The following is a 26,817-nucleotide window of genomic DNA, read 5'->3' as shown; positions in this document are numbered from 1 at the left end:
AGCCTCCGACACTAAGCCACAGCGTTATCGCGAGCCGCGCACGCGCCACAATTCGTCGAGCACGAGCAGTATCGCGCCGATCGTAATCGCGCTGTCGGCGAGGTTGAACGCCGGCCAGTGCCAGTTGCCCACGTGGAAATCGAGGAAGTCGATCACGTGGCCGTAGGCGAGGCGGTCGATCACGTTGCCGAGCGCGCCACCCAGAATCAGCGCCAACGCCGTGCAGAACAGCTTCTGCGCGCCGTGCCGCTTGAGCAGGTAGCAGATCACCAACGCGGCAACCACGCCAAGGCCCGTGAAGGCCCAGCGCTGCCAGCCGCCCGCCGCGGCGAGGAAACTGAAGGCGGCACCGCGGTTGTACACCAGAATGAGGTTGAAAAACGGCGCAACCATATGCGGGACACCGTATGCAAACACCTTCTGCACGGCGATTTTCGTGAGCTGATCGAACAGGATGACGATCAACGCTACGCCAAGCCACGGTGCCAGCGATCCACTCTTGGCGGGTTTCGACAGGGTTCTTGCCATTATGCCGCGCTCCTCGCTTCGCCGCTTCCGAACAGATTGCTGAAGCACCGGTCACAGAGTGTCGGGTGTTCGGCGTTCTCGCCAACGTCCGCGCGGTAGTGCCAGCAGCGTTCGCACTTGAGGTATTTCGAGGCGAGCACTTCGACGCTTTCGTCCGCTTCGCTCTCGACCTTCACGATCGTCGCCGCCGAGGTAATCAGCACGAATTTCAGATCCGCGCCGAGGCTCGCAAGCGCATCGTGACGCGCACCGCTCGCGCGGATTTCGACTTCGGCCTGCAGCGACGAGCCGATCAGGTTTGCCACGCGGGCTTCTTCAAGCGCCTTGGTGACGTCGCTGCGCACCGCGCGCAGCAGCGTCCACTTGTCGAGCAGCGCAGCCGCATTCGCGACTTCCGGATACGCGTGATACGTCTCCGTGAAGATCGTTTCTCTGTTTGGCTGGAATACCTTCCACGCTTCTTCCGCAGTGAACGACAGGAACGGCGCCATGACGCGCAGCAGGCCGTGCGCGATGTGATACAGCGCGGTCTGCGCGGCGCGGCGCGCGACCGAATCCGGCGCCGTGGTGTACAAGCGGTCCTTCAGAACGTCGAGATAGAAGCCGCCGAGGTCTTCCGAGCAGAACGTCTGCAGCTTGGCGACCACCGGGTGGAATTCGTAGCGGTCGTAGTGGGCGAGAATGTCCGTTTGCAGATTGGCCGAGAGGGCGACCGCATAACGGTCGATCTCGAGCCAGTCTTCCACCGGACGCGCGTTCTTCTCGAAGTCGAAGTCCGACAGGTTCGCGAGCAGGAAGCGCAGCGTATTACGGATACGGCGGTAGCCTTCCGTCACGCGCTTCAGGATTTCCTCGGAGATTGCCAGTTCGCCCGAGTAATCGGTCGAAGCGATCCACAAACGGATGATTTCGGCGCCGAGGCGGTTCGCCACTTCGTGCGGATCGATGCCGTTGCCGAGCGACTTGCTCATCTTGCGGCCTTCACCGTCGACGGTGAAGCCGTGCGTCAGCAGCGCGTTGTACGGCGGGCGGCCATCGAGCATCGAGGCCGTCAGCAGCGACGAGTGGAACCAGCCGCGATGCTGGTCCGAGCCTTCCAGATACAGGTCGGCGGGGAACTGCAGTTGGTCCTTGTGCGAGCCGCGCAACACATGCCAGTGCGTGGTGCCCGAATCGAACCACACGTCGAGCGTGTCGCGGTTCTTTTCGTAGAGGTTGGCGTCGTCGCCAAGCAGCTCGCGCGGATCGAGCGTCTGCCACGCTTCGATGCCGGCCTGCTCGACGCGTTGCGCCACTTCTTCGAGCAGCTCCAGCGTGCGCGGATGCAGCTCGCCGGTTTCCTTGTGCACGAAGAAGGCCATCGGCACGCCCCATTGACGCTGGCGCGACAGCGTCCAGTCCGGGCGGTTGGCGATCATGCTGAACAGACGCTGCTTGCCCCACGACGGATAGAACGCGGTGTTCTCGATCCCTTCGAGCGCCGTTTCGCGCAGCGTCTTGTCCGTGTCGTTCGGCTTGACGTCCATGCCCGCGAACCATTGCGAGGTCGCGCGGTAGATGATCGGCGTCTTGTGGCGCCAGCAGTGCATGTAGCTGTGCGTGTACTTTTCCGTGCGCAGGAGCGAACCGGCCGCGCCGAGCGCTTCGACGATCTTCGGATTGGCTGCCCAGATGGACAGGCCGCCGAACAGCGCGAGCGATTCGATATACCGGCCGTCGCCCATCACTGGACTGATGATGTCCGAATCGGCCATGCCGTGCGCCTTGCACGACACGAAGTCTTCCACGCCGTAGGCCGGCGACGAGTGAACGATGCCGGTACCGGTTTCCGTGGTCACGTAGTCGCCGAGATACACCGGCGCCGTGCGCTTGTAGCTCGGATGGGCGGACGCGAGCGGGTGATGGAAGCGCAGATTGGCAAGCTTCTCGCCGGTGGTGGTGGCGACGACACGACCTTCGAGATCGTATTGCTTCAGACAGGCTTCGACGCGTTCTTCCGCCAGGATCAGCAGGCCACGCGGCGTATCCACCAGCGCGTAGACGATCTCCGGATGGACGTTGAGCGCCTGGTTGGCTGGGATAGTCCACGGCGTCGTGGTCCAGATCACGATGCCGCCTTCGCTGCCCGGCAACGCTGCCAGACCGAACGCCTGCGCGGTCTTTTCCGGCTCGGCGAAGGCGAACAGCACGTCGATGGTCGGATCGGTCTTGTCCTTGTACTCGACTTCCGCTTCAGCCAGCGCCGAGCCGCAGTCGAAGCACCAGTTCACCGGCTTCAGGCCGCGGAACACGTAGCCCTTCTCCATGATCTTCGCGAGCGCGCGGATTTCGCCGGCTTCGTTCGTGAAGTTCATCGTCTTGTAGGGGTTGTCCCATTCGCCGAGCACGCCCAGGCGCCGGAAGCCCAGCTTCTGCTTCTCGATCTGTTCGGTTGCGTAGGCGCGCGCCTTCTGCATGACCTCGGCAGCGGGCAGTGACTTGCCGAACTGCTTTTCGATCTGGATTTCGATCGGCATGCCGTGGCAGTCCCAGCCCGGCACATAGGCCGCGTCGAAGCCGGCCATGTTGCGCGCCTTGACCACCATGTCCTTGAGGATCTTGTTCACCGCGTGACCGAGGTGAATGTCACCGTTGGCATACGGGGGGCCGTCGTGCAGGATGAACTTCTTGCGGCCCTTGCTGGCGGCGCGGATCGTTTCGTAGACCTTGCGTTCTTCCCATTCCTTGACCCATTGCGGCTCGCGTTTGGGCAGGTCGCCACGCATCGGGAACGGCGTGTCGAGCAGGTTGACCGGGTAGCGGGACTGCGGTTTCGAATCGGCTTTCTTGTTGCTCATGATGTAGTCGCGGTGAATTCGTTCGATGCGCGGTAAGGGCGCGATATGCGCACGATGCGCAGGGCATTAGGCGCGCCCGGCAGGCATGTCGCGTAATCCACGGACGCCCTTCGATGCGCGCGGCGAGGGTACGTGTTGCGCTTTTTCGTGACAGCGCCCGCACGTACCGCGGCGGCTATCTAATTCGGTCGGTGGCTGAAGTGGCAAAACCGGTGGAGCGGCTGCCCGGCGTGCCGACGCCGACGGCCGCGAACCACGCGCGCGCATTGGCGACGTCGCGCGCGATGGCGGCAGTCAGCGTTTCGAGGTCGACGTACTTCTCCTCGTCGCGCAGTTTCTTCAGGAATTCGACGCGCACGAGTTTGCCATACGCGTCGCCATGCCAGTCGAGCAGGTGCACCTCGAGCAGCACGCGGCCGGAATCGTCGACAGTGGGGCGCAAGCCGAGACTGGCGACACCCGGCAACGGCTCTTCGGCGATGCCGTGCACGCGCACCACGAAAATACCCGCCAGCGCCGGGCGCTTGTGGGAAATCGGCAGATTCAGCGTGGGAAAGCCGAGATCGCGGCCCAGCTTCATGCCGTGGACCACGTGGCCGCTGATCAGGTAATCGCGGCCGAGCGCGGCGCGCGCCGAGTCGAGGTCGCCGGCGATCAGCGCGGTACGCACACCGGAGCTGGAGATGCGCGCGCCGGACGGATCCGCGACCGTGGCCATCTGTTCGACTTCAAAACCGTGTTGCTGGCCCGCGGCCCGCAGCGAAGCGAAGTCGCCGGCACGCTTCGAGCCGTAGCGGAAATCGTCGCCGATCATCACCCAGCGCGCATGCAGGCCGTTGACGATGATGCGTTCGACGAAGGCATCCGGCGACTGGCCCGCAAAGGTGTGATTGAAATGCTCGACCACCACCCGGTCGACACCGTTGGTGCGCAGCGCCTCGAGCTTGTCGCGCAGCATGGCGATCCGCGGCGGGGCGCTGGCCGGGTTGAAGAATTCACGCGGGTGCGGCTCGAAGGTCATCACGCAAACGGGCAGGCCGCGGGCGTCGGCAGCGGCGCGCACGTGGGCGAGCAAAGCCTGATGGCCGCGGTGGACACCGTCGAAGTTGCCGATGGTCAGTGCGCAGGGCGCACGGCTCTCGGCATTGGGAAGACCGCGGAAGACTCTCACAATAGCGTGTTGGGCGACGTTGAGTGGGGACGACGTATGACGGCGACAACGAGCGGCGGCGTGCAACGACGAGGCTTAACGGCAACCTTATCACGCCGGCCTGCAAGGGCGGCCGGCAGGGACCGACCGGACTGCGCAAAACACACGATTATAAACGCTCGGAGCGGGCCACGGCGGCACAGCGCCGTTCGGGCTCGCCCCGAATGATAAAATCCGCGGATGAAAAAACTTGTCATCCTGATTTCCGGGCGGGGCAGCAACATGGAAGCCATCGTTCGCGCGTGTTCGCGCGAAGCGTGGCCGGCGCAAGTCGCCGCCGTGATTGCCAGCCGTCCAGACGCTGCGGGCCTTGGGTTCGCCGCGTCGCATGGTATTGCCACGGCGGTGGTTGACCACCGCCAGTTTCCCGACCGGGCGCATTTCGACGCGGCGCTGGCGCGCGAAATTGACGCTTTCGCGCCCGATCTGGTCGTGCTTGCCGGTTTCATGCGGGTGCTGACGGATGGTTTCGTCGAGCGCTACGCGGGGCGCATGCTGAACGTTCATCCGTCGCTGCTGCCGAGCTTTGCCGGCCTCAAAACCCACCAGCAAGCGCTTGACGCCGGGGTGCGGCTGCATGGCGCGTCGGTCCATTTTGTCACGCCGCAGCTGGACCATGGCCCGATCGTGGCCCAGGCCGCCGTGCCGGTGCTGGACGGCGACGACGCCGCGGCGCTGGCCGCCCGCGTACTCGAAACCGAACACCTTATTTATCCCCGCGCGGTGCGCTGGTTCGTGGAAGGGCGCCTCGCGCTCGACGGACTGCGCGTCACGCTCACGCCGCCGGAGCCGCAATGGCTCTTTGCCGACATCAATAGTAAGAAGATCGCCGGAGAGGGCGTATGAGACTGCATGGATTTCTGATTGGACAAACTGAAACACTGCTCGCGGACGTGCTGAAGCTCGCCGGCCCCGCCGACGCCGCCACGAGCCGTTTCTTCCGCGCGCACCCGAAGCTCGGACACGGTGAGCGCGGTGTGATCGCCGAAGCGGTGTTCGCGGTGTTGCGGCGCCGGATGGAATTCGCCCATCTGGCCGAAAGCGGCACCGGCAGCCCGGCGCGCCGGATGGCCTTGCTGGGCCTGATGCAGACGGCAGGGCGCGCGGCGCTCAAGCCGTTCGTCTCGGACAGCGAGTCCAACTGGCTGGAACACGTGGCCAAGATCGACCCGGAGAGCCTGCCGCTGCGGATTCGCATGAATCTGCCGGACTGGATCTATCAGGCGCTGTCGAAGCGCTTCGAAACCGAAGAACTGGCGCAGCTTGCAGCGGCGCTGAACTACCCGGCGCCGCTGGATCTGCGCGCCAATCCGATCAAGGCAAGCCGCGACGAGGTACTCAACGCGCTGTCGAAGGCCGGCATCGAGGCCGGCGCCACGCCGTTTGCGCCGTTTGGCGTACGGGTGGTCGGCAAGCCGCCGCTCACCAAGCTCGACGCGTTCCAGAACGGCTGGGTCGAAGTGCAGGATGAAGGCAGCCAGTTGCTGTGTACGCTGGTGGCGCCAAAGCGCGGCGAGATGATCGTCGATTTCTGCGCGGGCGCGGGCGGCAAAACCCTCGCGCTGGGCGCGATGATGCGCTCCACGGGCCGCCTGTACGCATTCGACATCTCCGAGCGCCGTCTCGCCAAGCTCAAGCCGCGCCTTGCGCGCAGCGGCCTGTCGAACGTCAATCCGGTACTGATCGACAGCGAGCACGATGCCAAGATCAAGCGTCTGGCGGGCAAGATCGACCGCGTGCTCGTGGACGCGCCGTGCAGCGGGCTGGGCACGCTGCGCCGCAATCCGGACCTGAAATGGCGCCAGTCGCCGGAATCCATCGCCGAACTGGCGCCCAAGCAGTTGTCCATCCTGACGAGCGCGGCGCGCCTCGTGAAGGTGGGCGGCCGGCTCATCTATGCAACCTGCAGCATTCTGGAAGCCGAAAACGAGACCATCGTCGAACAGTTTCTCGCCAATCATCCCGGCTTTGCCCTGGTGCCGGCGCGTGATGTGCTGGCCGAGCAGCGTATCGAAGTGGAGATGGGCGACTATCTGTCGCTGTGGCCGCATCGCCATGCCACCGACGGCTTCTTCGCTGCCGTGCTGGAGCGCCGCGCCTAAGCGGCTCAGGCGCGCCGGCCGCCGTGCGGCGTAAGCGCGGCGCGCCGGATGCACCGACCCAACCATGCAGAACCGGATCTTCTCCCACCTGTTTGGCGACTTCGCCCACGACTTCGGCCAGCCGGTGATGCTTTGGCAGGTGGGCCTGCTGCTCGGCACGCTCGTGCTTGCGTGGGTGCTTGCCTGGCTGCTGCGTCGCACGCTCGACCTGCGGCGCCAGACGCGTTATCAGGCGCTGCGCTTTGGCGCGGAAAGCCTGAACCGCGCGTTTTTCCCGTTGATCGGCGCCGCGCTGGTCTGGATCGGGCAGGCGATCGCCGCGCCCTTCATGCATACGGGGCTGCTGGATCTGGCACTGGTGCCGTTATTCGGCATCGGCCTGATTTACGTGATGTTCTTTTTCGCGCGCCGCGTCTTTGGCAACGATGGCGAAGCCCATACGCTGCTGTTCCTCGTCGAAAAGGTGGTCTCGCTGATCGTCTGGGTCGGCATGGTGCTGACCGTGATGGGCATTCAGGACGACGTGCTCGCCTGGATGGCCAGCGTGCACGTTCGCGTGGCCAATGCCCATCTGACGCTGCTGTCCCTGTCGACGGGGCTGCTGTGGGTCTGCGTGACCATGGTGGTGGCGATGTGGCTCGGCTCCGCGTTCGAAGAGCGGCTGATGCGCGCCCGTACGCTCGATGCAAACCTGAAAGTGGTGGTGGCGCGGGTCGGCCGCGCGTTGCTCATGCTGGCCGCGGTGCTGGTGAGCCTGTCGCTGGTGGGGATCGATATCACGGTGCTGGGCGTGTTCGGCGGCGCGTTGGGCGTAGGGCTCGGCTTTGGCCTGCAGAAGATCGCGAGCAACTACGTGTCGGGCTTCATCATCCTGATCGATCGCTCGTTGCGGATCGGCGACACGATCAACACCGGTGGCCTGCAGGGCATGGTCACGCAGATTCGCACCCGTTATACGGTGGTGCGGGGTCTGGACGGCATCGAAACGCTGATTCCGAACGAAAAGCTGATCACCGATGTCGTGCAGAACCAGTCGTCCTATCTGACGCGTGGGCATACGAAGCTAGCGATTCAGGCGGCCTATACCGCCGATGTCGACCAGGTGATGGAACTGCTCGCGCGAGCCGCGGAGGGCGTGGACCGGGTACTGCTGGAGCCCGCGCCGACGCCTTATCTGATCGGCTTTGGACCGGACGGGATCAATTTCGAACTCGGTTTCTGGATCGAGGACGCGGCGACCGGCACGTCCGGCGTGCGTTCGGCGGTTAATCGCAATATCTGGCGCCTGTTCCGCGAGAACGGCATTTCGATCCCCTATGCCCAACGCGAGGTACGGATCGTCGGCGCGGGCGACATACTGTCGCGTCCGGTAAATGTGACCGGCGAGGCGGCCAACGAGCCCGGCAGCGCCGCCTGACATGCTGGCGCGGAGAGGCGGGCGCGCCAAAAATACCGCATCAGCGTGTTTGCCCTGGTTGCTGCGCTACAAAAAATCCCCAATTGTTACAAACACTTGGAACGGTTCAAGTAGAATGACGTCCAATCTGTTCGTATGCTTTCACTTTCTTGACGCCGCGTTTTTGGTTGCCTTCTGGTTACTCGGTACGTGCTGTCTTTTATTGCCCTGTTTCTCTCGTTCCACAGGTAAATTGCCTTGTTGAATTCCTTGCTTGATTTCCTTGCCCACGGCCTCCTGCGCTTCTCGTGGTGGCAACTCGTGGTGTACACGCTCGTGGCGACGCACATCACGATTATTGGCGTGACGGTCTATCTGCACCGCTGCCAGGCGCACCGTGCGCTCGACCTGCATCCCGCGGTCAGTCATTTTTTCCGCTTCTGGCTGTGGATGACCACAGGCATGCTGACCGGCCAATGGGCCGCGATTCACCGTAAGCACCACGCCAAGTGCGAGACCGAAGAAGATCCGCACAGCCCGCAAACGCGCGGTATCTGGAAGGTGCTGCTGGAAGGCGCCGAGCTCTATCGCACCGAAGCGAAGAACGAAGAAACGATGCGCAAGTTCAGTCACGGCACGCCGAACGACTGGATGGAACGCAACGTCTACACGAAGTACCCGATTCTCGGCGTGAGCCTGATGATGGTGCTCAACGTCGCGCTGTTCGGCCTCGTCGGTCTGACGGTGTGGGCGGTGCAGATGATCTGGATTCCGTTCTGGGCGGCTGGCGTCGTCAATGGTCTCGCGCACTTCTGGGGCTATCGCAACTTCAACTCGTCGGATGCGAGCACCAACATTTTCCCGTGGGGCATCCTGATCGGTGGCGAAGAACTGCATAACAACCACCATACGTATGCGACATCGGCCAAGCTGTCGAACAAGTGGTACGAGTTCGACATCGGCTGGATGTATATCCGCATCATGTCGGCCTTCCGCCTCGCCAAGGTGAAGAAGATTGCACCCACGCCGCGCCTGACCACGGGCAAGCTGGTGCTTGACCAGGATACCTTGCAGGCCGTGCTGGCAAACCGCTATGAAGTCATGGCCCGCTACGGTAAGGCGCTCAAGCGCGCATACCGCCAGGAGCTGGCGCATCTGAAGGAAGTCGGTGCGCGTGAAAAGTATCAGGTCATGCGCGGTGCACGCAGTTGGTTCCACAAGGAAGAAGCGGGCCTTGATGAACCGCAGAAGCGTCAGTTGCCGCAGATCTTCGCGAACAGCCAGAAGCTGCGCACTTACATCGAGTTGCGCAATGAGCTTGCGGCCATGTGGGAGCGTTCCAACGCCTCGCGCGAACAACTGCTCGTGCAATTGCAGGACTGGTGTCATCGTGCCGAACAAAGCGGCATCAAGGCACTTCAGGAGTTTGCGATGCGCCTGCGCCGCTATGCTTGAGCCAGGAAGCTGAGCACGAAATCCATTAAGATTTAGGTACGTCACAAAACCCCGCGTTTGGCGGGGTTTTGCTTTTCTAGGCCGCATAAAACGTCGGGCGCTACGTACACGACCCACGGCGATGAGCGGCGCATCAGCAGGGCAGAGGAGATCATGAATCAGCAGGTGATCAGGAGCGTCGAATACGACCAGCCGCACGCGCAGGGTTTGACTTGCGGCATCGGACAGGCGTGGGCCAAAGTGCCCGACACGCCGTCGGCAGAAGAAAAGCTCGCGCTGAAAGCGCGTATCCGCGCCTTGCTGGCGCGTGAGAAGGCAGTGCTTGTTGCGCACTATTACGTCGATGCGGAGTTGCAGGAGCTCGCCGACGAGACCGGCGGCTGCGTGGCGGACTCGCTCGAGATGGCGCGTTTCGGTCGCGATCACGAGGCGCAGACGTTGGTCGTCGCAGGTGTGCGTTTTATGGGCGAGACCTCGAAAATTCTCAGTCCCGACAAGCGCGTGCTGATGCCGGATCTGGATGCGACCTGCTCGCTCGATCTGGGCTGCCCCGTCGACGAGTTTTCTGCATTCTGTGACGCGCATCCTGATCGCACGGTCGTGGTCTATGCGAACACCAGCGCAGCGGTGAAAGCGCGGGCGGACTGGATGGTGACTTCGTCGATCGGTCTGGAGATCGTCGCCGATCTGCATGCGCGCGGCGAAAAAATAATCTGGGCGCCGGACCGCCATCTCGGTAGCTACATCCAGAAGAAGACCGGCGCGGACATGTTGCTCTGGCAGGGCTCTTGCCTCGTGCACGACGAATTCAAGGGGATTGAACTCGATCTCCTGCGTGCGCAGTATCCGGACGCGAAGGTCCTCGTGCACCCGGAGTCGCCCGAGAGTGTCGTCGCGCTGGCCGACGTCGTGGGTTCGACCACCCAACTGATCGATGCCGCGCAACGGCTCGATGCCAGTCACTTCATCGTGGCCACGGATCTGGGCATTCTGTACAAGATGCGTCTCGCTGCGCCAGGCAAGACTTTTATCGAAGCCCCTACTGCCGGTAGCAGCGCGACCTGCAAGAGTTGCGCGCATTGTCCGTGGATGGCCATGAACGGGCTCGCGAATCTGGCCGATGTGCTGGAGCGTGGTCACAACGAGATATTTGTCGATCGTGCGGTGGGGGAGCGGGCCCGCGTGCCGATCGACCGGATGCTCGATTTCGCGGCGCGTCACAAGAAGCGAGTGCAGACGAGCGGCAACCTTGCGAAAGACGCGGCGCTCTTTTCTAACGTGGGGCCGGCGTAAATCTCGACGCGGCGCGTACGCGCGCGGAAACGGGCATGGTTTCGTTCCGGTCGGCGCGTTAACCGGAACGTTAAGCCGCGCGTCAGACGTTACGGTTCCGCACGTTTTCCGGTGACAGCACCGTAGGTAACGCCTTGGGCAGCGCGGTGGGCCAGTCGCGGCTGTAATGGAGCCCGCGGCTTTCGCGCCGCGAGCGGGCGCTCTCGACAATCAGCGACGCAACATCCACGAGATTGCGCAGTTCGAGTAGATCGCGAGTGACCTTGAAGTTCGCGTAATACTCGTGGATTTCGTCACGTAGTAGCGCGAGGCGATGCCGGGCTCGCGCCAGCCGCTTGTCGGTTCGTACGATGCCGACGTAATTCCACATCAGGCGGCGCAGTTCGTCCCAGTTATGCGCCACTACGACCTCTTCGTCCGGGTCCGATACGCGGCTCTCATCCCAGTCGGGAAGCGGAGCGTGAACGGCGGCGCCGAGGCCTTCCGCTTCGATGGCTGCCGCGGCCGAGCGACCAATCACCAGACATTCCAGCAGCGAATTGCTGGCGAGTCGATTGGCGCCGTGCAGTCCGGTGCAAGAAGTCTCGCCGACCGCATACAGGCCTGCCAGATCGCTGCGGCCGGCCAGGTCCGTGACGACGCCACCACAGGTGTAATGCGCCGCCGGTACGACCGGAATGGGTTCTTTGGTGATGTCGATGCCGAACTCGAGGCACCGGGCGAGAATGGTCGGAAAATGCTCTTGCAGGAAACTTGCCGGCTGGTGGCTGATATCGAGGTACACGCAGTCGATGCCGCGCTTCTTGATCTCGAAGTCGATTGCGCGCGCGACGATGTCCCGTGGCGCCAGTTCGGCGCGCTCGTCGTGCTGGGGCATAAAGCGCGTCCCGTCCGGCAGCTTCAGAATGCCGCCCTCGCCGCGCACCGCTTCCGAGATCAGGAACGATTTGGCGTAGGGATGGAACAGGCAGGTTGGGTGGAACTGGATGAATTCCATGTTCGAGACCCGGCAGCCGGCGCGCCAGGCCATGGCGATACCGTCGCCCGTCGCGGTGTCGGGGTTCGTGGTGTAGAGATACACCTTGCCGGCGCCGCCGGTAGCGAGCACCGTATGCGGCGCCTCGATGGTGACAGTGCGGCCGCTTTCCAGGTCCAGCGCGTATAGCCCGTGACAGCGCCGCCCGGGCAGGCCTAGCCGGTCCGAGGTGATCAGGTCGATCGCATAGTGATTTTCCAGCAGCGTGATGTTGGGATGGCGGCGCACGCGTTCGCTGAGCGTCGCGACCACCGCGTGGCCGGTTGCATCCGCGGCGTGGATGATTCGCCTGTGGCTGTGGCCACCTTCGCGCGTGAGGTGAAAGCCGAGTTCGGCAGCATCGTCTTTGGTGAACGGCACGCCTTGGGCGATCAGCCATTCGATGGCCTCGCGGCCATGCTCCACGATGAAACGCGTGGCTGCTTCGTCGCACAGCCCACCGCCGGCAATCAGCGTGTCGCTGACATGGTTTTCGATGCTGTCCGCCGAATCCAGCACGGCGGCGATGCCGCCTTGTGCCCAGTCGCTCGCGCCTTCGGTCATCGAAACCTTGGCAATCATCACGACCCGCCGCGTTTCCGCCAGATTCAGTGCAACGCTCAGACCCGCCAGGCCGCTACCGACTATTGCCACATCAAAATTCATCTTCCTGCGTCTCCATCGTTTGACCCGCCGTTGCGACCTGTATTGCCGCTCACGGATAAACGAGAGAGGATACGCGTCGCACGACTCTCGGGAAAGCTAACCGGATGGCTGATGTAGCCAGCAAACGAAACGCGCGGGACTCTGGGCTGAAGCCAACAAGCAGCAAGAAAGCGGACGCAGAAGCGTGGGGTTGAAGCGGCTCGCCCAAAACAAAAAACCCCGCACAGGTGCGGGGTTTTCGTTTTCATCAACAAACAGGAAGCAAGATCTTATTTGATCTTGGTTTCCTTGTACGGCACATGCTTGCGGACGACGGGATCAAACTTGCTGATCTCCATCTTTTCCGGCATGTTGCGCTTGTTTTTCGTCGTGGTGTAGAAGTGACCCGTACCTGCGGTCGATTCCAGCTTGATCTTGTCGCGTGCGCCCTTTGCCATCATTTACTCCTTAGGCTTCACCGCGTGCGCGCAGATCTGCGAGCACAGCGTCGATACCGTTCTTGTCGATCAGGCGCAGGCCGGCGTTCGAAAGGCGCAGACGCACCCAACGGTTTTCGCTTTCCACCCAAATACGGCGGTTTTGCAGGTTCGGCAGGAACCGGCGCTTGGTTTTGTTGTTCGCGTGGGAAACGTTGTTGCCGCTCATCGGCGCTTTCCCAGTTACTTGGCATACGCGTGCCATATGAGAGCACTCCTAATACGCTAATTCTGAGTTCGGACGCCGCGAAAGTTTCCCGGGAAGGCTGCGATGATTACTCAGTCGCTTATCCCCCGGAAGGCCTTTAATGGCTTCGGAACAGGGTTGGAAACAGGCAAACCGGAATTCTAGCAGAAAAAAAGCCGATAAATCAAACCTTATTTGCGATCGCCTAGGGGGCGCAACGGCGGAATAACCGCGCTACATCCAGAGAGCGTGGCCGTGCCCCGGGTGCTTGTTTCAGCGCGTGGCAACGCGGGAATTCACGACCAGCCGGCGCGCGCAAACGAGAAGGTCTCGTGTGAGCCGATGACAAGATGATCGACCAGATGGACGTCGATCAACGCAAGCGTATCGCGCAGCACTTGCGTCAGGCGCCGGTCGCTGGCGCTGGGTTTGACCGCGCCGGAGGGGTGATTATGCGCCACGATCATGCTGGCGGCATTGGCGGACAACGCACGGCGGACGATCTCGCGAGGATACACCGCCATGCGCGTGAGCGAGCCGCGCGAGCTTTCTTCGGTGGCGATCAGGCGATGGTGGGCGTCGAGGAACAGGCAAACGAAGACTTCGTGAGGCCGCGAGCCGATCAGCAGACGCAAATAGTCCTCGACCGCTTCGGGCGAATCGATGAGCGGCTTTTCGCGCATTTTTTCGACGAGCGAGCGCCGCGCCAGTTCCAGGATGGCGAGCAACTGCGCCGTCTTCGCAGGTCCGACGCCCGCTAGCCCCGTGAAATCCGCTGGGGTAGCCTCGAGCATCGCGCGCAGCGAGCCGAAGCGCGTCAACAAGGCGTGGGCGATGCCAAATACATTATGTCCCGGCAGTCCCGAACCGAGCACCAGTGCGACCAGTTCGGCATCGGTGAGGGTGGCCGGTCCGAAGTCGAGTAAGCGCTCGCGAGGCATCTCGCATTTGTTTTGCGAGCGGCGGCGTCGAGCGTATCGAGGCGGGGCCGAATCCGGCGTGATGGCGTTAGACAGGTCCGATCCGGGATCGGCTGGCTCGAGAGTGCTTGCCCGGCGCCTGTCTGGCCCGGAAGGGGCTCTGGGCCGCCCGTTGAGCGTGGCCGGGCCGCCTGTCGCCGCCTTGGGCATGGCCAGTCCGGATGGCGTCACCGCGGCGTCATCTACGTCTGGAGTGGCCGTTGCTTCCGCGCAGGCGTGATAGTCCATCTCATGGTTCTCCGGTTGATGGGCAGGGAACTCCTAACCCGTGGCGGCGGTGCCTGCGATGCAGCCAAGCCGATGCTCCATATGTGGCTTACAATAGAACCTTTGCGCACGGCGCCATGACGGCTTGCCACCCGCACAGGCTGCGCCTTCGGCGCACGCGTGCAGCGCGTCCCGACTGAACGAGTTACTGCATGAGCATCATCGACATCTCTGAAGTGAAACCCGGTTCGCACGTCACGCTCCATTACCGGCTTTCGCTTGCCGATGGCGCCGAAGTCATCAACACCTTCACCGAAAAGCCGGCCACGCTCCTGCTGGGCGCCGGTCATCTGGCGCCGCCGCTGGAAGATATTTTGCTGGGATTGAAGGTCGGGCACCATTCGACCTTTCAGCTAGCGGCAGGGCAGGCTTTCGGCCCGCGCAATCCGGAGCTGATCCAGCGGGTGTCGCTCGCCACGCTGCGCGAAAACAGCATGATCGGTGAGAATTTTTCGCCAGGCGACCTCGTCGAATTCAACGCACCGGGTGGTGGACGTTACGCAGGCGTATTGAAGGAAGTGGGCGAAACGTCCGCCCTGTTCGATTTCAATCATCCGCTCGCTGGCCAGGCGCTGGCGTTCGAAGTGAAAATCATCGGGATTCTGTAAACATGAGCACCACGGATACGACTCTGGCTGAAGCCGAGATCCTGTTGGCGCAACCGCGCGGTTTCTGCGCGGGTGTCGATCGGGCCATCGAAATCGTCGAACGCGCGATCAAGCTGCACGGTTCGCCCATCTACGTGCGTCACGAAATTGTTCACAACGCCTATGTGGTGGAAGACCTGCGCAAGAAGGGCGCAATCTTCATCGAGCAGCTGGAAGAAGTGCCGGCCGGCAATACCGTGATTTTCAGTGCCCACGGCGTCTCGAAGGACGTGCGGGCGGAAGCGGAGTTGCGCGGTTTGCGGGTGTACGACGCCACCTGTCCGCTCGTCACCAAGGTCCATATCGAAGTGGCGAAGATGCGCCAGGAAGGCTTCGACATTGTCATGATCGGCCACAAGGGGCACCCCGAGGTCGAAGGGACGATGGGTCAGGCGGCCGAGGGCATGTACCTCGTCGAAGATATCGAGGACGTGCAGGCGTTGCAGCTAGAGGACGCGAAACGGATTGCGTTCGTCACGCAAACCACCCTGTCGGTGGACGACGCGGCCGAGATCATTGCTGCGCTCAAGGCCAAGTATCCGGCCATCAAGGAGCCGAAAAAGCAGGACATCTGTTACGCCACGCAGAATCGCCAGGACGCGGTCAAGTTCATGGCGCCTCAATGCGACGTGGTGATCGTGGTGGGCAGCCCGAACAGTTCCAATTCGAACCGTTTGCGCGAAGTCGCCGAGAAGCGCGGCATTCCTTCTTATATGGTGGATTCGCCCGACCAGATCGATCCGGCGTGGATCGTCGGCAAACGCCGCATCGGCGTGACCGCCGGCGCTTCGGCACCGGAGGTGCTCGCACAGGCCGTGATTGCGCGTTTGCGTGAGCTGGGTGTCCGTAACGTGCGAGCGCTCGAAGGTATCGAGGAAAACATCGCGTTTCCGCTGCCGCGAGGGTTGGGCTTGCCAGCCTGACATTTCACTTTCGTTTCTGTAAGAAAGCGCGCGTTGGGCGCGCTTTTTTTATGTTCATCCGAATAGAAGCCGGCTCTGTTAATAAGTGTCAAATCATGAAAACAGAGTCGTTTTCAGTGTTCGCCACACAAAATTTTTACGGCTTTGCGATTTTATTTTATCGTTCAACCAGTGGTCGTTCCCCATTTAAAACAGTGATATCCGTCACTGCCGATTTTTGATGCACTAACATTGTGCGTGCAAGCGAACGGATATAGAAACGTAGTACCTATCGCTCAACACGATGAAATCAGGGAATGCCCGCAATTGCCGCAACACTTGATGCTGTTGGGGTCTACGATGGTGCAACTGATGCACGGGAAAGTGTCGCAACCTGGTTGCGCCTTTTGTGCGCTATTGCTCATAAAATACGGTTGCAATGCAGGAAAACCCTGTCGTTTCAACAATATTGCCTATCGCATAATTGGAGTTACAATGCGCGCGTTCTCAAGACCTCTGGGTCTCGAGCAATGAATTTAGCAAGGCGCCGGAGACCTACCTGATGCGAGTCAAGTTTGCTTACGCCGTGTCCGCTACGGCCGCGGTTGAGACGCTGACCGCGTGCGGCAAGAAGAACGACGGCGAGGCGGGCAGTGACGCAACAAGCGCTGCGACCAGCCATGCGGCCCCATTAATGGGAAGGATTGCCTGTTTAGGCAAATACAACGAGAACGGGACGCGATTGGCGGTTCAGGACATCACCACCGAAAAGCAGGCGAACGAAGGCCAGCACATTCAGTGCGTGCCTGCCACGCCGCGTCACGCGCTGCACGAGGCCGGGGAACGCCTCGCCATTCACACTACGATCAACCGTGTCCGGCCGGACGTCAGCAAGTCGGGCGGAATGGACACGACGGGCGGGCGGCTTGCGAAGCAGGCGGCCACGTCCGGAATCAGGGCAGAAATCCTTGGCGGCGATGGCGTGTGTACCGACAAGGTGGGGGAGCCGGCGAAGTCCGTCGTGCATAACCCGGTCTGTTCGAAGGTGGAAGTCGCGCTTTCGACCATGGCCCCGGGAGTGGAATTTGACCAGTTGGCCGAAGACCGTTCCCACATGCCGGTGCAGATTGACGCGCCGCTCACGTACGACGCTTGGTGCGTGATTGTCGATGCAATGAAGCGCGCCAACTCATTCGACACGCCCAAGGTGCTGGCTGCGATGCTGTCCACGGGTTACAACGGGGTAACCGGCCACATCGCACTCGACCACGAGGGTGATTTGAAAGAAGGCGCCATTACGCTTTACGACTTCAGGGACAGCGAAGCTGCGGTCCTCGACGCCGTAGAGATGTGATGACGGGAGTACGGCCTGACGGCACCTGGCCCACCCAATGGTGTCGTTTTTGCATCCGGTTCCGACGAGGCGGCGACTGCATCCCGGTCGCATGACGAGTCGGCGGCGGATAACCCTTACCGGTCTTTTACATCAGTACCCGCAGTGCCGTTGCGATTCCGTACAACATGACCGCCCACCGGTCGATGCAGACGCGAATCCAGTCGCACGGGCTAAGGAGCATTAAATGGATATCTTCATCCAGCAGATCCTCAACGGACTGGTGCTTGGCAGCGTTTACGCCATCATCGCACTGGGCTATACGATGGTTTACGGCATCTTGGGCATCATCAACTTCGCTCACGGCGATGTGTTGATGGTGGGCGCGATGGTTGCGCTCTCAGCCATAGGCGTGCTTCAGAACCACTTTCCTGGGCTAGGCCATGTGCCGACGCTCATCATCGCGTTGATCATCGCAGCGGTCGTCTGCTCGGTGGTCGGCTACACGATCGAGCGCGTGGCCTACCGGCCGTTGCGCCGTGCACCGCGTCTGGCGCCGCTCATCACCGCCATTGGCGTGTCGATCCTGCTGCAGACGCTTGCGATGATGATCTGGTCGCGCAATCCGCTGCCGTTCCCGCAACTGCTGCCTACCGATCCGCTCAACGTGATCAAGGCCGGTCCTAACAACCCGGGTGCCGTGATCTCGATGACTGAAATCGTCATCATCGTGGTGGCGTTCCTCGTGATGGGTGGGCTGCTGCTGCTCGTGCACAAGACGAAGCTCGGCCGTGCCATGCGCGCGATTGCCGAAAATCCGAACGTGGCGAGCCTGATGGGCGTGAATCCGAACTTCGTGATCTCGGCCACCTTCATGATCGGTTCGGCGCTCGCTGCGCTGGCCGGCGTCATGATCGCGTCGGAATACGGCAATGCGCACTTCTACATGGGCTTCATCCCCGGTCTGAAGGCCTTTACCGCGGCAGTGCTGGGCGGTATCGGCAACCTGGGCGGCGCCATGGTCGGCGGTGTGGTGCTCGGCCTGATCGAGCAGTTGGGTGCGGGCTACATCGGCAATCTCACGGGTGGCGTGTTCGGCAGTAACTACCAGGACGTGTTCGCATTTATCGTGCTGATCGTCGTGCTGGTGTTCCGTCCGTCCGGCCTGCTTGGCGAACGTGTTGCAGATCGCGCCTGACCAGGGCCATAAGGAGCAGATAACATGACCTCAATTCAACCGATCGAGCCGTCCACGACGCTCATCCCCGAAAAGAACAAGACCAAGACCCTGACGGTCGGCATCATCACCGCGATCTTCGTCATCGCTGCGCCAATGATCATCGGCGCAGTCGGCGGCAACTACTGGGTGCGCGTGCTCGACTTCGCGATGCTGTACGTGATGCTCGCGCTCGGCCTGAACGTGGTGGTCGGCTTTGCCGGCCTGCTGGATTTGGGCTACATCGCCTTCTACGCGATCGGCGCCTACACCACGGCTCTGCTGTCGTCGCCGCACCTGTCCACGCAATTCGCGTGGATCGGCGCCATGTTCCCGCACGGCCTGCATACGCCGTTCTGGATCATCGTGCCGATCGCCATGGCACTGGCCGCGATGTTCGGGGTGCTGCTCGGCGCACCGACGCTGCGTCTGCGTGGCGATTACCTCGCCATCGTGACGTTGGGCTTCGGGGAAATCGTGCGGATCTTCATGAACAACCTCGACCGTCCGGTGAACATCACCAACGGACCGCAGGGGATCACGGGGATCGATCCGGTGCAGGTGGGCGGTTTCAGCCTCGCGCAGACGCACAACTTCCTCGGCTTCCAGTTCACGACGGTGTACATGTATTACTACCTGTTCGTGCTGTGTGCGTTGCTGGTGATCTGGGTGTGTACGCGCCTGCAACACTCGCGCATCGGCCGTGCATGGGCCGCCATCCGTGAAGACGAAATCGCCGCCAAGGCGATGGGCATCAACACCCGTAACGTGAAACTGCTGGCGTTTGCGATGGGCGCGTCGTTCGGCGGCCTGTCGGGCGCGATGTTCGGCGGCTTCCAGGGCTTCGTGTCGCCGGAATCGTTCACTTTCTGGGAATCGGTCGTGGTGCTGGCCTGCGTGGTGCTGGGCGGTATGGGCCACATCCCGGGCGTGATTCTCGGCGCGGTGCTGCTCGCCGTGTTCCCGGAATTCCTGCGCTCGACGATGGGTCCGCTGCAGAACATGATCTTCGGCCATGAAATTGTCGACACCGAAGTGATCCGCCAGTTGCTGTACGGTCTCGCGATGGTCCTCATCATGCTGTACCGCTCGGAAGGCCTGTGGCCGGCGCCGAAGCACGAGGACAAGATTGCGAAAATCGCGAAGCGCAACAGCAAGAAGCCGGTGCGCGCCTAAGGCCTGGAGGAGAAATCTAATGAGCGATAACAACATCCGTCTGTCCGTTAAAGGCGTGAACAAGCGCTTCGGCGGCCTGCAGGCATTGTCGGAAGTCGGCCTGGAGATCAAGGCCGGTGAAATCTACGGTCTGATCGGTCCGAACGGCGCCGGCAAGACCACGTTCTTCAACGTGATTACGGGCCTCTATACGCCGGACTCCGGCGACTTCAGGCTTGATGGCGAGCCCTACACGCCGACCGCGGTGTACCAGGTGGCGAAGGCCGGCATTGCCCGTACCTTCCAGAACATCCGTCTGTTCGGCGGCATGACCGCGCTGGAAAACGTGATGGTGGGCCGTCACGTGCGCACGAAGCACGGCCTGCTCGGCGCCGTATTCCAGACGCCGGCTGAGCGCAAGGAAGAGCGCGAGATCAAGGAACGCGCGCTTGAACTGCTGGAGTATGTCGGCGTGCTGCAATACGCGGACTACACCTCGCGCAACCTGTCGTATGGCCACCAGCGTCGTCTGGAAATTGCCCGTGCGCTGGCAACCGATCCGAAGCTGTTGGCACTGGACGAACCGGCCGCCGGCATGAACGCAACGGAAAAGGTCGAACTCACCAAGCTGCTCGACAAGATCCGCAGCGATGGCAAGACGATTCTGCTGATTGAGCACGACGTGAAGCTGGTGATGGGCCTGTGCAACAACATGACAGTGCTCGATTACGGCAAGGTGATCGCCCAGGGGCTGCCGCAAGACGTGCAGAAAGACCCGAAGGTGATTGAGGCATATCTGGGTGCGGGGGTCCACTGATGGCTACGGCAATGTTGAAAATCAAGGGCCTACAGGTCAATTACGGCGGCATTCAGGCAGTCAAGGGTATCGACCTGGAAGTGGCGCAAGGCGAACTGGTCACGCTGATCGGCGCGAACGGCGCGGGCAAGACCACGACGATGAAGGCGATCACCGGTCTGAAGGCGTACGCGGCGGGCGACATCGAGTACATGGGCGAGTCCATCAAAGGGCTGCCCGCGCACGAGCTGTTGAAGCGCGGTCTGGCGATGGTGCCGGAAGGCCGTGGCATCTTCTCGCGCATGTCGATCATCGAGAACATGCAGATGGGCGCGTATCTGCGCAACGACACGGACGCCATCAAGGCAGACGTGGATCGCATGTTCGGCTTCTTTCCTCGTCTGAAAGAACGGGCCTCGCAGTATGCGGGCACGTTGTCGGGCGGTGAGCAGCAGATGCTGGCCATGGCGCGCGCGATCATCAGCAAGCCGAAGCTGTTGTTGCTCGACGAGCCGTCGATGGGTCTGTCGCCGATCATGGTCGAGAAGATCTTCGAAGTGGTGCGGGCGATCTCGGGCGAAGGTATGACCGTGCTGCTGGTCGAGCAGAACGCGCGCCTGGCGCTGCAGGCGGCGAATCGCGGCTACGTGATGGACTCAGGTCTGGTGACGATGTCCGGCGATGCGAAGCAGATGCTCGATGATCCGAAGGTGCGGGCTGCTTACCTCGGTGAATGAGTCGGTGAATGAGCGTTAAGCGGGAACGGGCGGCTCAAAAAACCGCTCCGACCCGCGCAAGAACAAAGGCCGCATGCGTTAGTCGAGCATGCGGCCTTTGTCTTTTTCGGCGCGCCTTGCGTGAAAACGGCGGCGAGGTTGGTCAGACGCCCTGCATTACGCAGCGGAATGTGAGCTTGTCGTTTCAACCGCACCAGCCGCATCAGGCCCGGAAGACGCGGCGTCGGCGAATTCGCCCAGCCGCTTGCCCAGGCTGATCACGGCATCCGCGCGATACCCGAGTGCTTCATAGAATCCGCGGATATCGTCTTTCCCCGAAAGCACCTGCAGATTCACCTTCGGACAGCCACGCGCAGTCAGCGCCGCTTCTGCATGCGCGACCAGCCGCGTGCCGAGGCCATGCCGCCGATATGCCATGTCCACCGCGAGCGAATACATCCAGCCGCGATGGCCGTCGTAGCCTGCCATCACGGTACCCACCAGATGTCCATCCAGCTCGGCAACAAAGAATAGCTCCGGCTGCGTGGCCATCTTGTTGGCGATCGACAGATGCGGGTTGCGTTGCGGCCTCGTGACGTCGCGGTACTCGGGAAACGCCTCTTGCCACAACGCGACGACGGTGTCCGTGTCGCCGGCTTCGAAGCAGCGGATCGAGAGCGGTGTGTCCGTCGTCATCGTCATGTGCGTTCCAGGCGGATTACAGGGTGTCGAGAATCGAGCGCAGCATGGCCATCATCTGGTCGATTTCCTCGTTCGTCACGTTCAGGGCGGGCATAAAGCGCAGCAGGTTCGGACGCGCCGCGTTCAGCAGCAACCCGTCCGGCTGCAGGTTGCGGGCCTTTTCGACGATCTGGTTGCCAATGTCCTTGCCGAGCAGCAGCGCGCGCAGCAGCCCTTCGCCGCGCTCGCCTTCGAAGCCGCGCTCTGCTGACAGTTCGAGCAGTTTCGCGCGCAGATACTCGCCACGTGCCCGCACGCCTTCAAGGAAGCCCGGCGCGGTCAGTTGCGAGATCACGGAGTACCCCACGGCCGTCATCAGCGGATTGCCGTTGTAGGTGCCGCCCTGATCGCCGGCTTCGAACACCTCCACCGCGGCCTTGCACAGCAATGCCGCGAGCGGCACACCGCCGCCGATGCCCTTGCCGAGCGTCATGATGTCCGGCTCGACACCGGACAGCTCATACGCGAACAGCGTCCCGGCGCGGCCGCAACCGCTTTGCACTTCGTCGACGATCAGCAGGATGTTGTGCTTTTGCGTCAGCGCGCGCAGCGCCTGCATGAACTCACGCGTTGCCGGGATCACGCCGCCTTCACCCTGGATCGGTTCGAGCATCACCGCGACGGTCTTGCCGTTGATGAGCTTTTCGACCGACGCGATGTCGTTCAGATCAGCCTTCGGGAAGCCCGGTACTTGCGGCGCGTAGATGGTGTCCCAGCCCGGCTTGCCGCTCGCCGACATCGTGGCGAGCGTGCGGCCGTGGAAGCTGTGATCGAACGTGATGATCTCGAAGGCGCCGTCCTTGTGCTTTTTGCCCCACTTGCGCGCGAGCTTGATGGCGCCTTCGTTCGCCTCGGCGCCGCTGTTCGCAAAGAACACCTTATCGAAGCAGCTATGCTGCGTGAGCAACTCTGCGAGTTGCGCCATCGGCGCGTTGTAGAAGGCCGGCGACGGATTGATCAGCAATTGCGCCTGCTTGTTCAGCGCTTCGATCATGCCTTCGTTGCAATGCCCGAGGCTGTTGACCGCCCACCCCTGGATGAAATCGAGGTATCGCTTGCCGGTGTTGTCGTAGATCCACGAACCGTTGCCGTGCGTGAAAACGATTTCGGGCCGGTTGGTGATGTACATCAGCGACTCGACGGGGTACTCATTGAAATTCATGGCGACAGGCTCCGGGCGTTGCGGGGTGAAGGACCAGTAAAAAGGGGCGGGGAAAACAAAAAAGCCACGGCATGCCGTGGCTTTCGTGATTCGAACAACATGCGCCTGATCGGCGCGAATCCGTGACAAAGCCGGCGGCGTCCCTAAGGGAGCAGCGAGCGGCGACGTCGAAGTTCGGACTGGATGCGGTTCATGCGCGAAAGAATACGACAACGCGAGCGCCGGTGTAAACCATGAATTTCGTCCGCGGCGGATTTTCTGGGTCCGCCGCGCAGGCTTTCAGGGCTGACGACGGCACGTTCACGGGATGGACGGGCGGGTTAAACCGGATTCGCGAGATCGGCTGCGCTCGTGAAGGAATCCGCATAAAACTCGTCTTCCGGCAGGCCATGGTGCTGGGTGAAATCGCGCTGCGCCGATTCGACCATCACGGGTGCGCCGCAGGCGTACACCTGATAACCCGACAAGTCTGGCAGGTCTTCGATGACGCTACGATGAACAAAGCCGGTGCGGCCCGTCCATGCGTCGCTCGGGTCCGGCTCGGACAGCACGGGCACGAACCGGAAGTTCGGAATCTCGCGCGCCCATTGCTCGGCCAGCTCCAGCAGGTACAGGTCTTTCTTGCGGCGTGCGCCCCAGTACAGCGTCATGGGCCGCTCGAGATTCTTGAAAACCGCATGTTCGACGATGGCCTTCAGCGGCGCGAAGCCGGTGCCGGAGGCCAGCAGCACGATCGGCTTGTCCGAATCTTCGCGCAGGAAGAACGTGCCAAGCGGCGCTTCGAAGCGCAGGATGTCGCGCTCCTTCATGGCAGTGAAGACGTGATCGGTGAACGCGCCGCCGGGCATATGGCGGATGTGCAGTTCGATCGGGCCTTCGACATGCGGCGCATTCGCCATCGAATAGCTGCGGCGCTTGCCATCCTTCAGGATGAATTCGAGGTATTGGCCGGCGAGGTATTGAAGGCGTTCGTTGGCGGGCAACTGCAGCTTCAGCACGATGACGTCGTCGGCTTTGCGTTCGATGGCGTTCACACGGCACGGCAGTTTCTTGACCTGCACGTCGCCGACCCCGGCCACTTCACGGATGTCGATCTCGAGATCGGTACACGGTGTCGCGCAGCAGAAGAGCGCCATGCCGCGCGTCTTTTCGTCGTTCGACAGCGCCGACGAGGAATGCTGGCGCTGCTCGACTTCGCCGCTCACCACGCTGCCCTTGCACGAACCGCAAGCGCCGTTCTTGCAGCCGTACGGCAGGCCGATGCCCTGGCGCAGGGCCGCGCTCAGGACGGGTTCGTCGGGTTCTACCTGAAACTGCCGGCCGCTTTGCCGGAGGGTTACATTAAATGCCATAGCTTGTTCGAGTTCGAAGAGTCGGTAATCGGTGCGAGCCGTGCCTGACGGCTACAATGCGTCCACCATGAAAGCCACACGAAACTTGCGCCGGCCGCGCGTGCTCATTGTGGGCTGCGGCGATGTCGGCATGCGTTGCGTCGAATTGCTGCGGCCGCGCGCGCATCTCTTTGCGCTGACAACCCAGCCTGCCCGTTGCGCCGAATTGCGCGCGGCGGGCGTGACGCCGTTGATCGGCGACCTTGATGCGCGCCGCACCCTGAAGCGCCTCGCGGGACTTGCCCCGCGCGTGCTGCATCTGGCCCCGCCGCAAAAGTCCGGCGACGACGACCGCCGGACACGCGCCTTGCTCGCGACCCTGAGCGCACGCCGCATCCGGCCCTCACGCAGTGCCGTTGCGCCGGTCGCGCGGTTGCGCCGCCTTCGCGCTGCATGGATGGAACGGGAAACAGCCGATATTGTACCCGACGGGGTAAGACGCCCTGCGGGTTCGCGGGCACCGGTGCGGATGGTTTACGCGAGCACGACGGGGGTCTATGGCGACTGCGGCGGGGCGCTGATCGACGAGACACGCGCCGTGCGTCCGGCCAATCCGCGGGCGACGCGGCGGGTCTCGGCCGAACGGCAACTGCGTCGCGCGACCGCACGCGGCGCCGTGCAGGCAAGCATTGCCCGCATCCCCGGCATCTATGCGGGCAACCGCTTGCCGCTCGCGCGGCTCGAAAAACGCACGCCGGCGCTGCTCGATGCGGATGACGTCTACACCAGCCATATCCACGCCGACGACCTTGCCGCGATTTTGGTGCGCATGATGCGGCTCGGACGGCGTGGGCGGGTGGTCCACGTGTCGGACGATACGATGCTGAAAATGGGCGAGTACTTCGACGCGGTGGCCGATGCGTACGGGCTCGAACGTCCGCAGCGCATCACGCGTGCGGAGGCCGAGGTGCAGATGGAGCCCATGATGATGTCGTTCATGCGCGAATCGCGGCGACTTGTGAACGAACGGATAAAGCGGGAATTGCGCGTGCAACTGCGCTATCCGACGGTGGCGGATTTCCTGCGCAGCGCAACGCGTTGACATCCGGCGGCGCCAGGCCGTGGCGCCGCGAGCTTTTGTCAGGTGAGAGCGGGCAGCGCTTCCAGTAGCAGAAAGCACAGCACCGCGCCGATCAGCGCACCAATCAGGCTCGGATGATACTTGTGCCGAACGTGCATCACCATCAGCAGCGCACCGACGAAAAGCACGGCAAGGCAGACAAACGCAATCATCGCGGCCGGGATCTCGAACGAATTGTTGATGACCATGGCGCCCCTCCCAGAAACCTTTGTAATGGTTGTTTAATCGAGTATAGGGCGACTTGTCAGGAAGAGCATGCTGCGACGCAGCGCAATCGGGGCCTTAACGCTAGCGTTTGTGGGGCGGGGCACACAGCGTTCTCGATGGGACAGGGCGCGGCGCCTCGAATACCGGTTTACCCGCTCCGTAAAGATCCGAGGTCGGTTTCGTCGAGCCATTGCCACGCGCCTTCGGCGAGCGTCGCGGGCAAGCTCAAGCCGCCGATCCGCTCGCGATGCAGTGCCTCCACACGGTTGCCCGCCGCGGCGACCATCCGCTTGACCTGGTGATATTTGCCTTCGAGCACGGTGAGTTCGAGCGCGTGCTCGCTGCGTGCATGCGCTGCGACGGCGGCAATCGGTTTCGGCTCGCCATGCAGCAGCACGCCCTCGCGCAAGGCGCTGAGTTGCGCGTCGTCGAGCGGATGGCGGGTGGTGGCAACGTAGACCTTCGGCACCTTGCGTTTCGGCGAGGTGAACGCATGGACGAACTTGCCATCGTCGGAAAGCAGCAGGAGCCCGGTCGTATCCTGATCGAGGCGGCCGACGCATTGCACGCCGCGCACCGCAAACTGGGGCGGCAGCAGGTTGAAGACGCTCAGATGATGTTGCGGCTCACGCGAGCATTCGTAGCCGGCGGGTTTGTTGAGCAGCAGATAGGCCTGCGCGCGATACGGCCACGTCACGCCGTCGACGGTGAAATTGAGCGCCTCGGTCGGGACATCGGCGTCGGGATCGGCGTGGACGGCGCCGTCGATGCTCAGGCGCTGGTCAGCGATCAGCGCGCGGCATTGACGTCGTGAGCCGAAACCCTGAGTGAAGAGAACGCTTTCGAGATTCATGGGGAGCGAGAGAACGGCGGGGCGAAATGCAGGTGACGGACCGCAGTCTGCGATCCGTCACTTCGCGTGCATTCTACCCGGCGCTGCACGCATTCCCTCGCCTGACCCGTGCGCCTCAGTGCTGCACGCCTGCGCGCCGTTCCACGAAACGCCGCACATAATCGTCCGCCGGACGCGTGAGGATTTCATTGGGCGTGCCTTCCTG

Annotated in this window: 25 protein-coding genes; 13 read left to right on the top strand and 12 right to left on the bottom strand. The window is 62.3% G+C overall.

The window, feature by feature from the left end; translation table 11 throughout:
* Positions 1-24: 24 nt before the first annotated feature.
* The 3 genes from lspA to P3T43_RS16740 all read right to left on the bottom strand — a co-directional run bounded on the left by lspA (position 25) and on the right by P3T43_RS16740 (position 4,536).
* Positions 25-528, bottom strand: a complete 504-nt coding sequence (lspA, locus tag P3T43_RS16750; protein WP_429282155.1) for a signal peptidase II — start codon at positions 526-528, stop codon at positions 25-27.
* Entirely contained in the window at positions 528-3,365 is a 2,838-nt protein-coding gene (gene ileS, locus P3T43_RS16745) for an isoleucine--tRNA ligase (protein WP_429282154.1), read from the bottom strand. Before ileS ends, lspA begins: the two co-directional genes overlap by 1 nt.
* A gap of 175 nt (positions 3,366-3,540) precedes the next feature.
* The gene (locus P3T43_RS16740; RefSeq protein ID WP_429282153.1) at positions 3,541-4,536 is read right to left on the bottom strand and encodes a bifunctional riboflavin kinase/FAD synthetase; all 996 of its coding nucleotides are present in this window, start codon (positions 4,534-4,536) and stop codon (positions 3,541-3,543) included.
* A 219-nt stretch (positions 4,537-4,755) separates the two neighbouring features.
* Here P3T43_RS16740 and purN point away from each other — a divergent pair, with 219 nt between their 5' ends.
* The 5 genes from purN (at position 4,756) to nadA (ending at position 10,821) form a co-directional block, all read left to right on the top strand.
* Positions 4,756-5,421, top strand: a complete 666-nt coding sequence (gene purN / locus P3T43_RS16735) for a phosphoribosylglycinamide formyltransferase (protein ID WP_429282152.1) — start codon at positions 4,756-4,758, stop codon at positions 5,419-5,421.
* Entirely contained in the window at positions 5,418-6,677 is a 1,260-nt protein-coding gene (locus P3T43_RS16730) for an RsmB/NOP family class I SAM-dependent RNA methyltransferase (RefSeq protein ID WP_429282151.1), read from the top strand. Before purN ends, P3T43_RS16730 begins: the two co-directional genes overlap by 4 nt.
* Positions 6,678-6,741: 64 nt before the next feature.
* The gene (locus P3T43_RS16725; RefSeq protein ID WP_429282150.1) at positions 6,742-8,094 is read left to right on the top strand and encodes a mechanosensitive ion channel family protein; all 1,353 of its coding nucleotides are present in this window, start codon (positions 6,742-6,744) and stop codon (positions 8,092-8,094) included.
* A gap of 237 nt (positions 8,095-8,331) precedes the next feature.
* On the top strand, positions 8,332-9,528 hold the full coding sequence (locus P3T43_RS16720) for a DesA family fatty acid desaturase (RefSeq protein WP_429282149.1): 1,197 nt from the start codon (positions 8,332-8,334) through the stop codon (positions 9,526-9,528).
* A 153-nt stretch (positions 9,529-9,681) separates the two neighbouring features.
* The gene (gene nadA, locus P3T43_RS16715) at positions 9,682-10,821 is read left to right on the top strand and encodes a quinolinate synthase NadA (protein ID WP_429282148.1); all 1,140 of its coding nucleotides are present in this window, start codon (positions 9,682-9,684) and stop codon (positions 10,819-10,821) included.
* 82 nt (positions 10,822-10,903) lie between these two features.
* Here nadA and nadB read toward each other — a convergent pair whose 3' ends face one another.
* The 4 genes from nadB to radC form a co-directional block, all read right to left on the bottom strand.
* Positions 10,904-12,502, bottom strand: coding sequence for an L-aspartate oxidase (gene nadB, locus P3T43_RS16710; protein ID WP_429282147.1), 1,599 nt, complete (start codon positions 12,500-12,502; stop codon positions 10,904-10,906).
* A 269-nt stretch (positions 12,503-12,771) separates the two neighbouring features.
* Positions 12,772-12,939 carry a 50S ribosomal protein L33 gene (rpmG, locus tag P3T43_RS16705; protein ID WP_074263557.1) on the bottom strand — a complete coding sequence of 56 codons (168 nt, stop codon included), beginning with the start codon at positions 12,937-12,939 and terminating at the stop codon, positions 12,772-12,774.
* A gap of 10 nt (positions 12,940-12,949) precedes the next feature.
* On the bottom strand, positions 12,950-13,183 hold the full coding sequence (gene rpmB, locus P3T43_RS16700; protein ID WP_187637179.1) for a 50S ribosomal protein L28: 234 nt from the start codon (positions 13,181-13,183) through the stop codon (positions 12,950-12,952).
* A 278-nt stretch (positions 13,184-13,461) separates the two neighbouring features.
* Entirely contained in the window at positions 13,462-14,295 is an 834-nt protein-coding gene (radC, locus tag P3T43_RS16695; protein WP_429282317.1) for a RadC family protein, read from the bottom strand.
* Positions 14,296-14,564: 269 nt separating this feature from the next.
* Between radC and P3T43_RS16690 the strand changes: the two genes are divergently transcribed.
* The 7 genes from P3T43_RS16690 (at position 14,565) to P3T43_RS16660 (ending at position 21,198) form a co-directional block, all read left to right on the top strand.
* On the top strand, positions 14,565-15,020 hold the full coding sequence (locus tag P3T43_RS16690) for an FKBP-type peptidyl-prolyl cis-trans isomerase (protein ID WP_429282146.1): 456 nt from the start codon (positions 14,565-14,567) through the stop codon (positions 15,018-15,020).
* 2 nt (positions 15,021-15,022) lie between these two features.
* Entirely contained in the window at positions 15,023-15,982 is a 960-nt protein-coding gene (ispH, locus tag P3T43_RS16685; RefSeq protein WP_429282145.1) for a 4-hydroxy-3-methylbut-2-enyl diphosphate reductase, read from the top strand.
* A gap of 541 nt (positions 15,983-16,523) precedes the next feature.
* Entirely contained in the window at positions 16,524-17,315 is a 792-nt protein-coding gene (locus P3T43_RS16680) for a hypothetical protein (RefSeq protein WP_429282144.1), read from the top strand.
* Positions 17,316-17,541: 226 nt separating this feature from the next.
* Positions 17,542-18,492, top strand: a complete 951-nt coding sequence (locus tag P3T43_RS16675) for a branched-chain amino acid ABC transporter permease (protein WP_429282143.1) — start codon at positions 17,542-17,544, stop codon at positions 18,490-18,492.
* A gap of 24 nt (positions 18,493-18,516) precedes the next feature.
* Positions 18,517-19,686, top strand: a complete 1,170-nt coding sequence (locus P3T43_RS16670) for an ABC transporter permease subunit (RefSeq protein WP_429282142.1) — start codon at positions 18,517-18,519, stop codon at positions 19,684-19,686.
* Between the two features lie 19 nt (positions 19,687-19,705).
* Positions 19,706-20,482 (top strand): ABC transporter ATP-binding protein, encoded by a 777-nt coding sequence (locus P3T43_RS16665; RefSeq protein ID WP_429282141.1) that lies wholly within the window; start codon positions 19,706-19,708, stop codon positions 20,480-20,482.
* Positions 20,482-21,198, top strand: coding sequence for an ABC transporter ATP-binding protein (locus P3T43_RS16660; protein ID WP_429282140.1), 717 nt, complete (start codon positions 20,482-20,484; stop codon positions 21,196-21,198). The genes P3T43_RS16665 and P3T43_RS16660 overlap by 1 nt, the downstream gene beginning before the upstream one ends.
* A gap of 156 nt (positions 21,199-21,354) precedes the next feature.
* On the opposite strand, the gene P3T43_RS16655 is transcribed toward P3T43_RS16660, so the two are convergent.
* The 3 genes from P3T43_RS16655 to P3T43_RS16645 all read right to left on the bottom strand — a co-directional run bounded on the left by P3T43_RS16655 (position 21,355) and on the right by P3T43_RS16645 (position 24,432).
* A complete protein-coding gene (locus P3T43_RS16655; RefSeq protein WP_429282316.1) occupies positions 21,355-21,873 on the bottom strand; it encodes a GNAT family acetyltransferase in 519 nt (172 codons plus the stop codon).
* Positions 21,874-21,895: 22 nt separating this feature from the next.
* On the bottom strand, positions 21,896-23,080 hold the full coding sequence (locus P3T43_RS16650) for an acetylornithine transaminase (RefSeq protein WP_429282139.1): 1,185 nt from the start codon (positions 23,078-23,080) through the stop codon (positions 21,896-21,898).
* A gap of 320 nt (positions 23,081-23,400) precedes the next feature.
* Positions 23,401-24,432 (bottom strand): CDP-6-deoxy-delta-3,4-glucoseen reductase, encoded by a 1,032-nt coding sequence (locus P3T43_RS16645; RefSeq protein WP_429282138.1) that lies wholly within the window; start codon positions 24,430-24,432, stop codon positions 23,401-23,403.
* A 67-nt stretch (positions 24,433-24,499) separates the two neighbouring features.
* On the opposite strand from P3T43_RS16645, the gene P3T43_RS16640 reads away from it, so the two are divergent.
* Positions 24,500-25,513 (top strand): NAD-binding protein, encoded by a 1,014-nt coding sequence (locus P3T43_RS16640; protein WP_429282137.1) that lies wholly within the window; start codon positions 24,500-24,502, stop codon positions 25,511-25,513.
* Between the two features lie 38 nt (positions 25,514-25,551).
* Here the strand turns inward: P3T43_RS16640 and P3T43_RS16635 are convergent, their stop codons facing one another.
* Complete coding sequence (locus P3T43_RS16635) at positions 25,552-25,740, bottom strand: hypothetical protein (RefSeq protein WP_429282136.1); 189 nt, start codon at positions 25,738-25,740, stop codon at positions 25,552-25,554.
* 167 nt (positions 25,741-25,907) lie between these two features.
* Complete coding sequence (locus tag P3T43_RS16630; RefSeq protein WP_429282135.1) at positions 25,908-26,612, bottom strand: pseudouridine synthase; 705 nt, start codon at positions 26,610-26,612, stop codon at positions 25,908-25,910.
* Positions 26,613-26,817: the final 205 nt, after the last annotated feature.

The sequence above is a fragment of the Paraburkholderia sp. GAS41 genome (genome assembly GCF_050436545.1).
Classification (GTDB): domain Bacteria; phylum Pseudomonadota; class Gammaproteobacteria; order Burkholderiales; family Burkholderiaceae; genus Paraburkholderia.
Note: the sequence above shows the minus strand (reverse complement) of the source record. Positions and strands in the feature narration are given on the sequence as shown.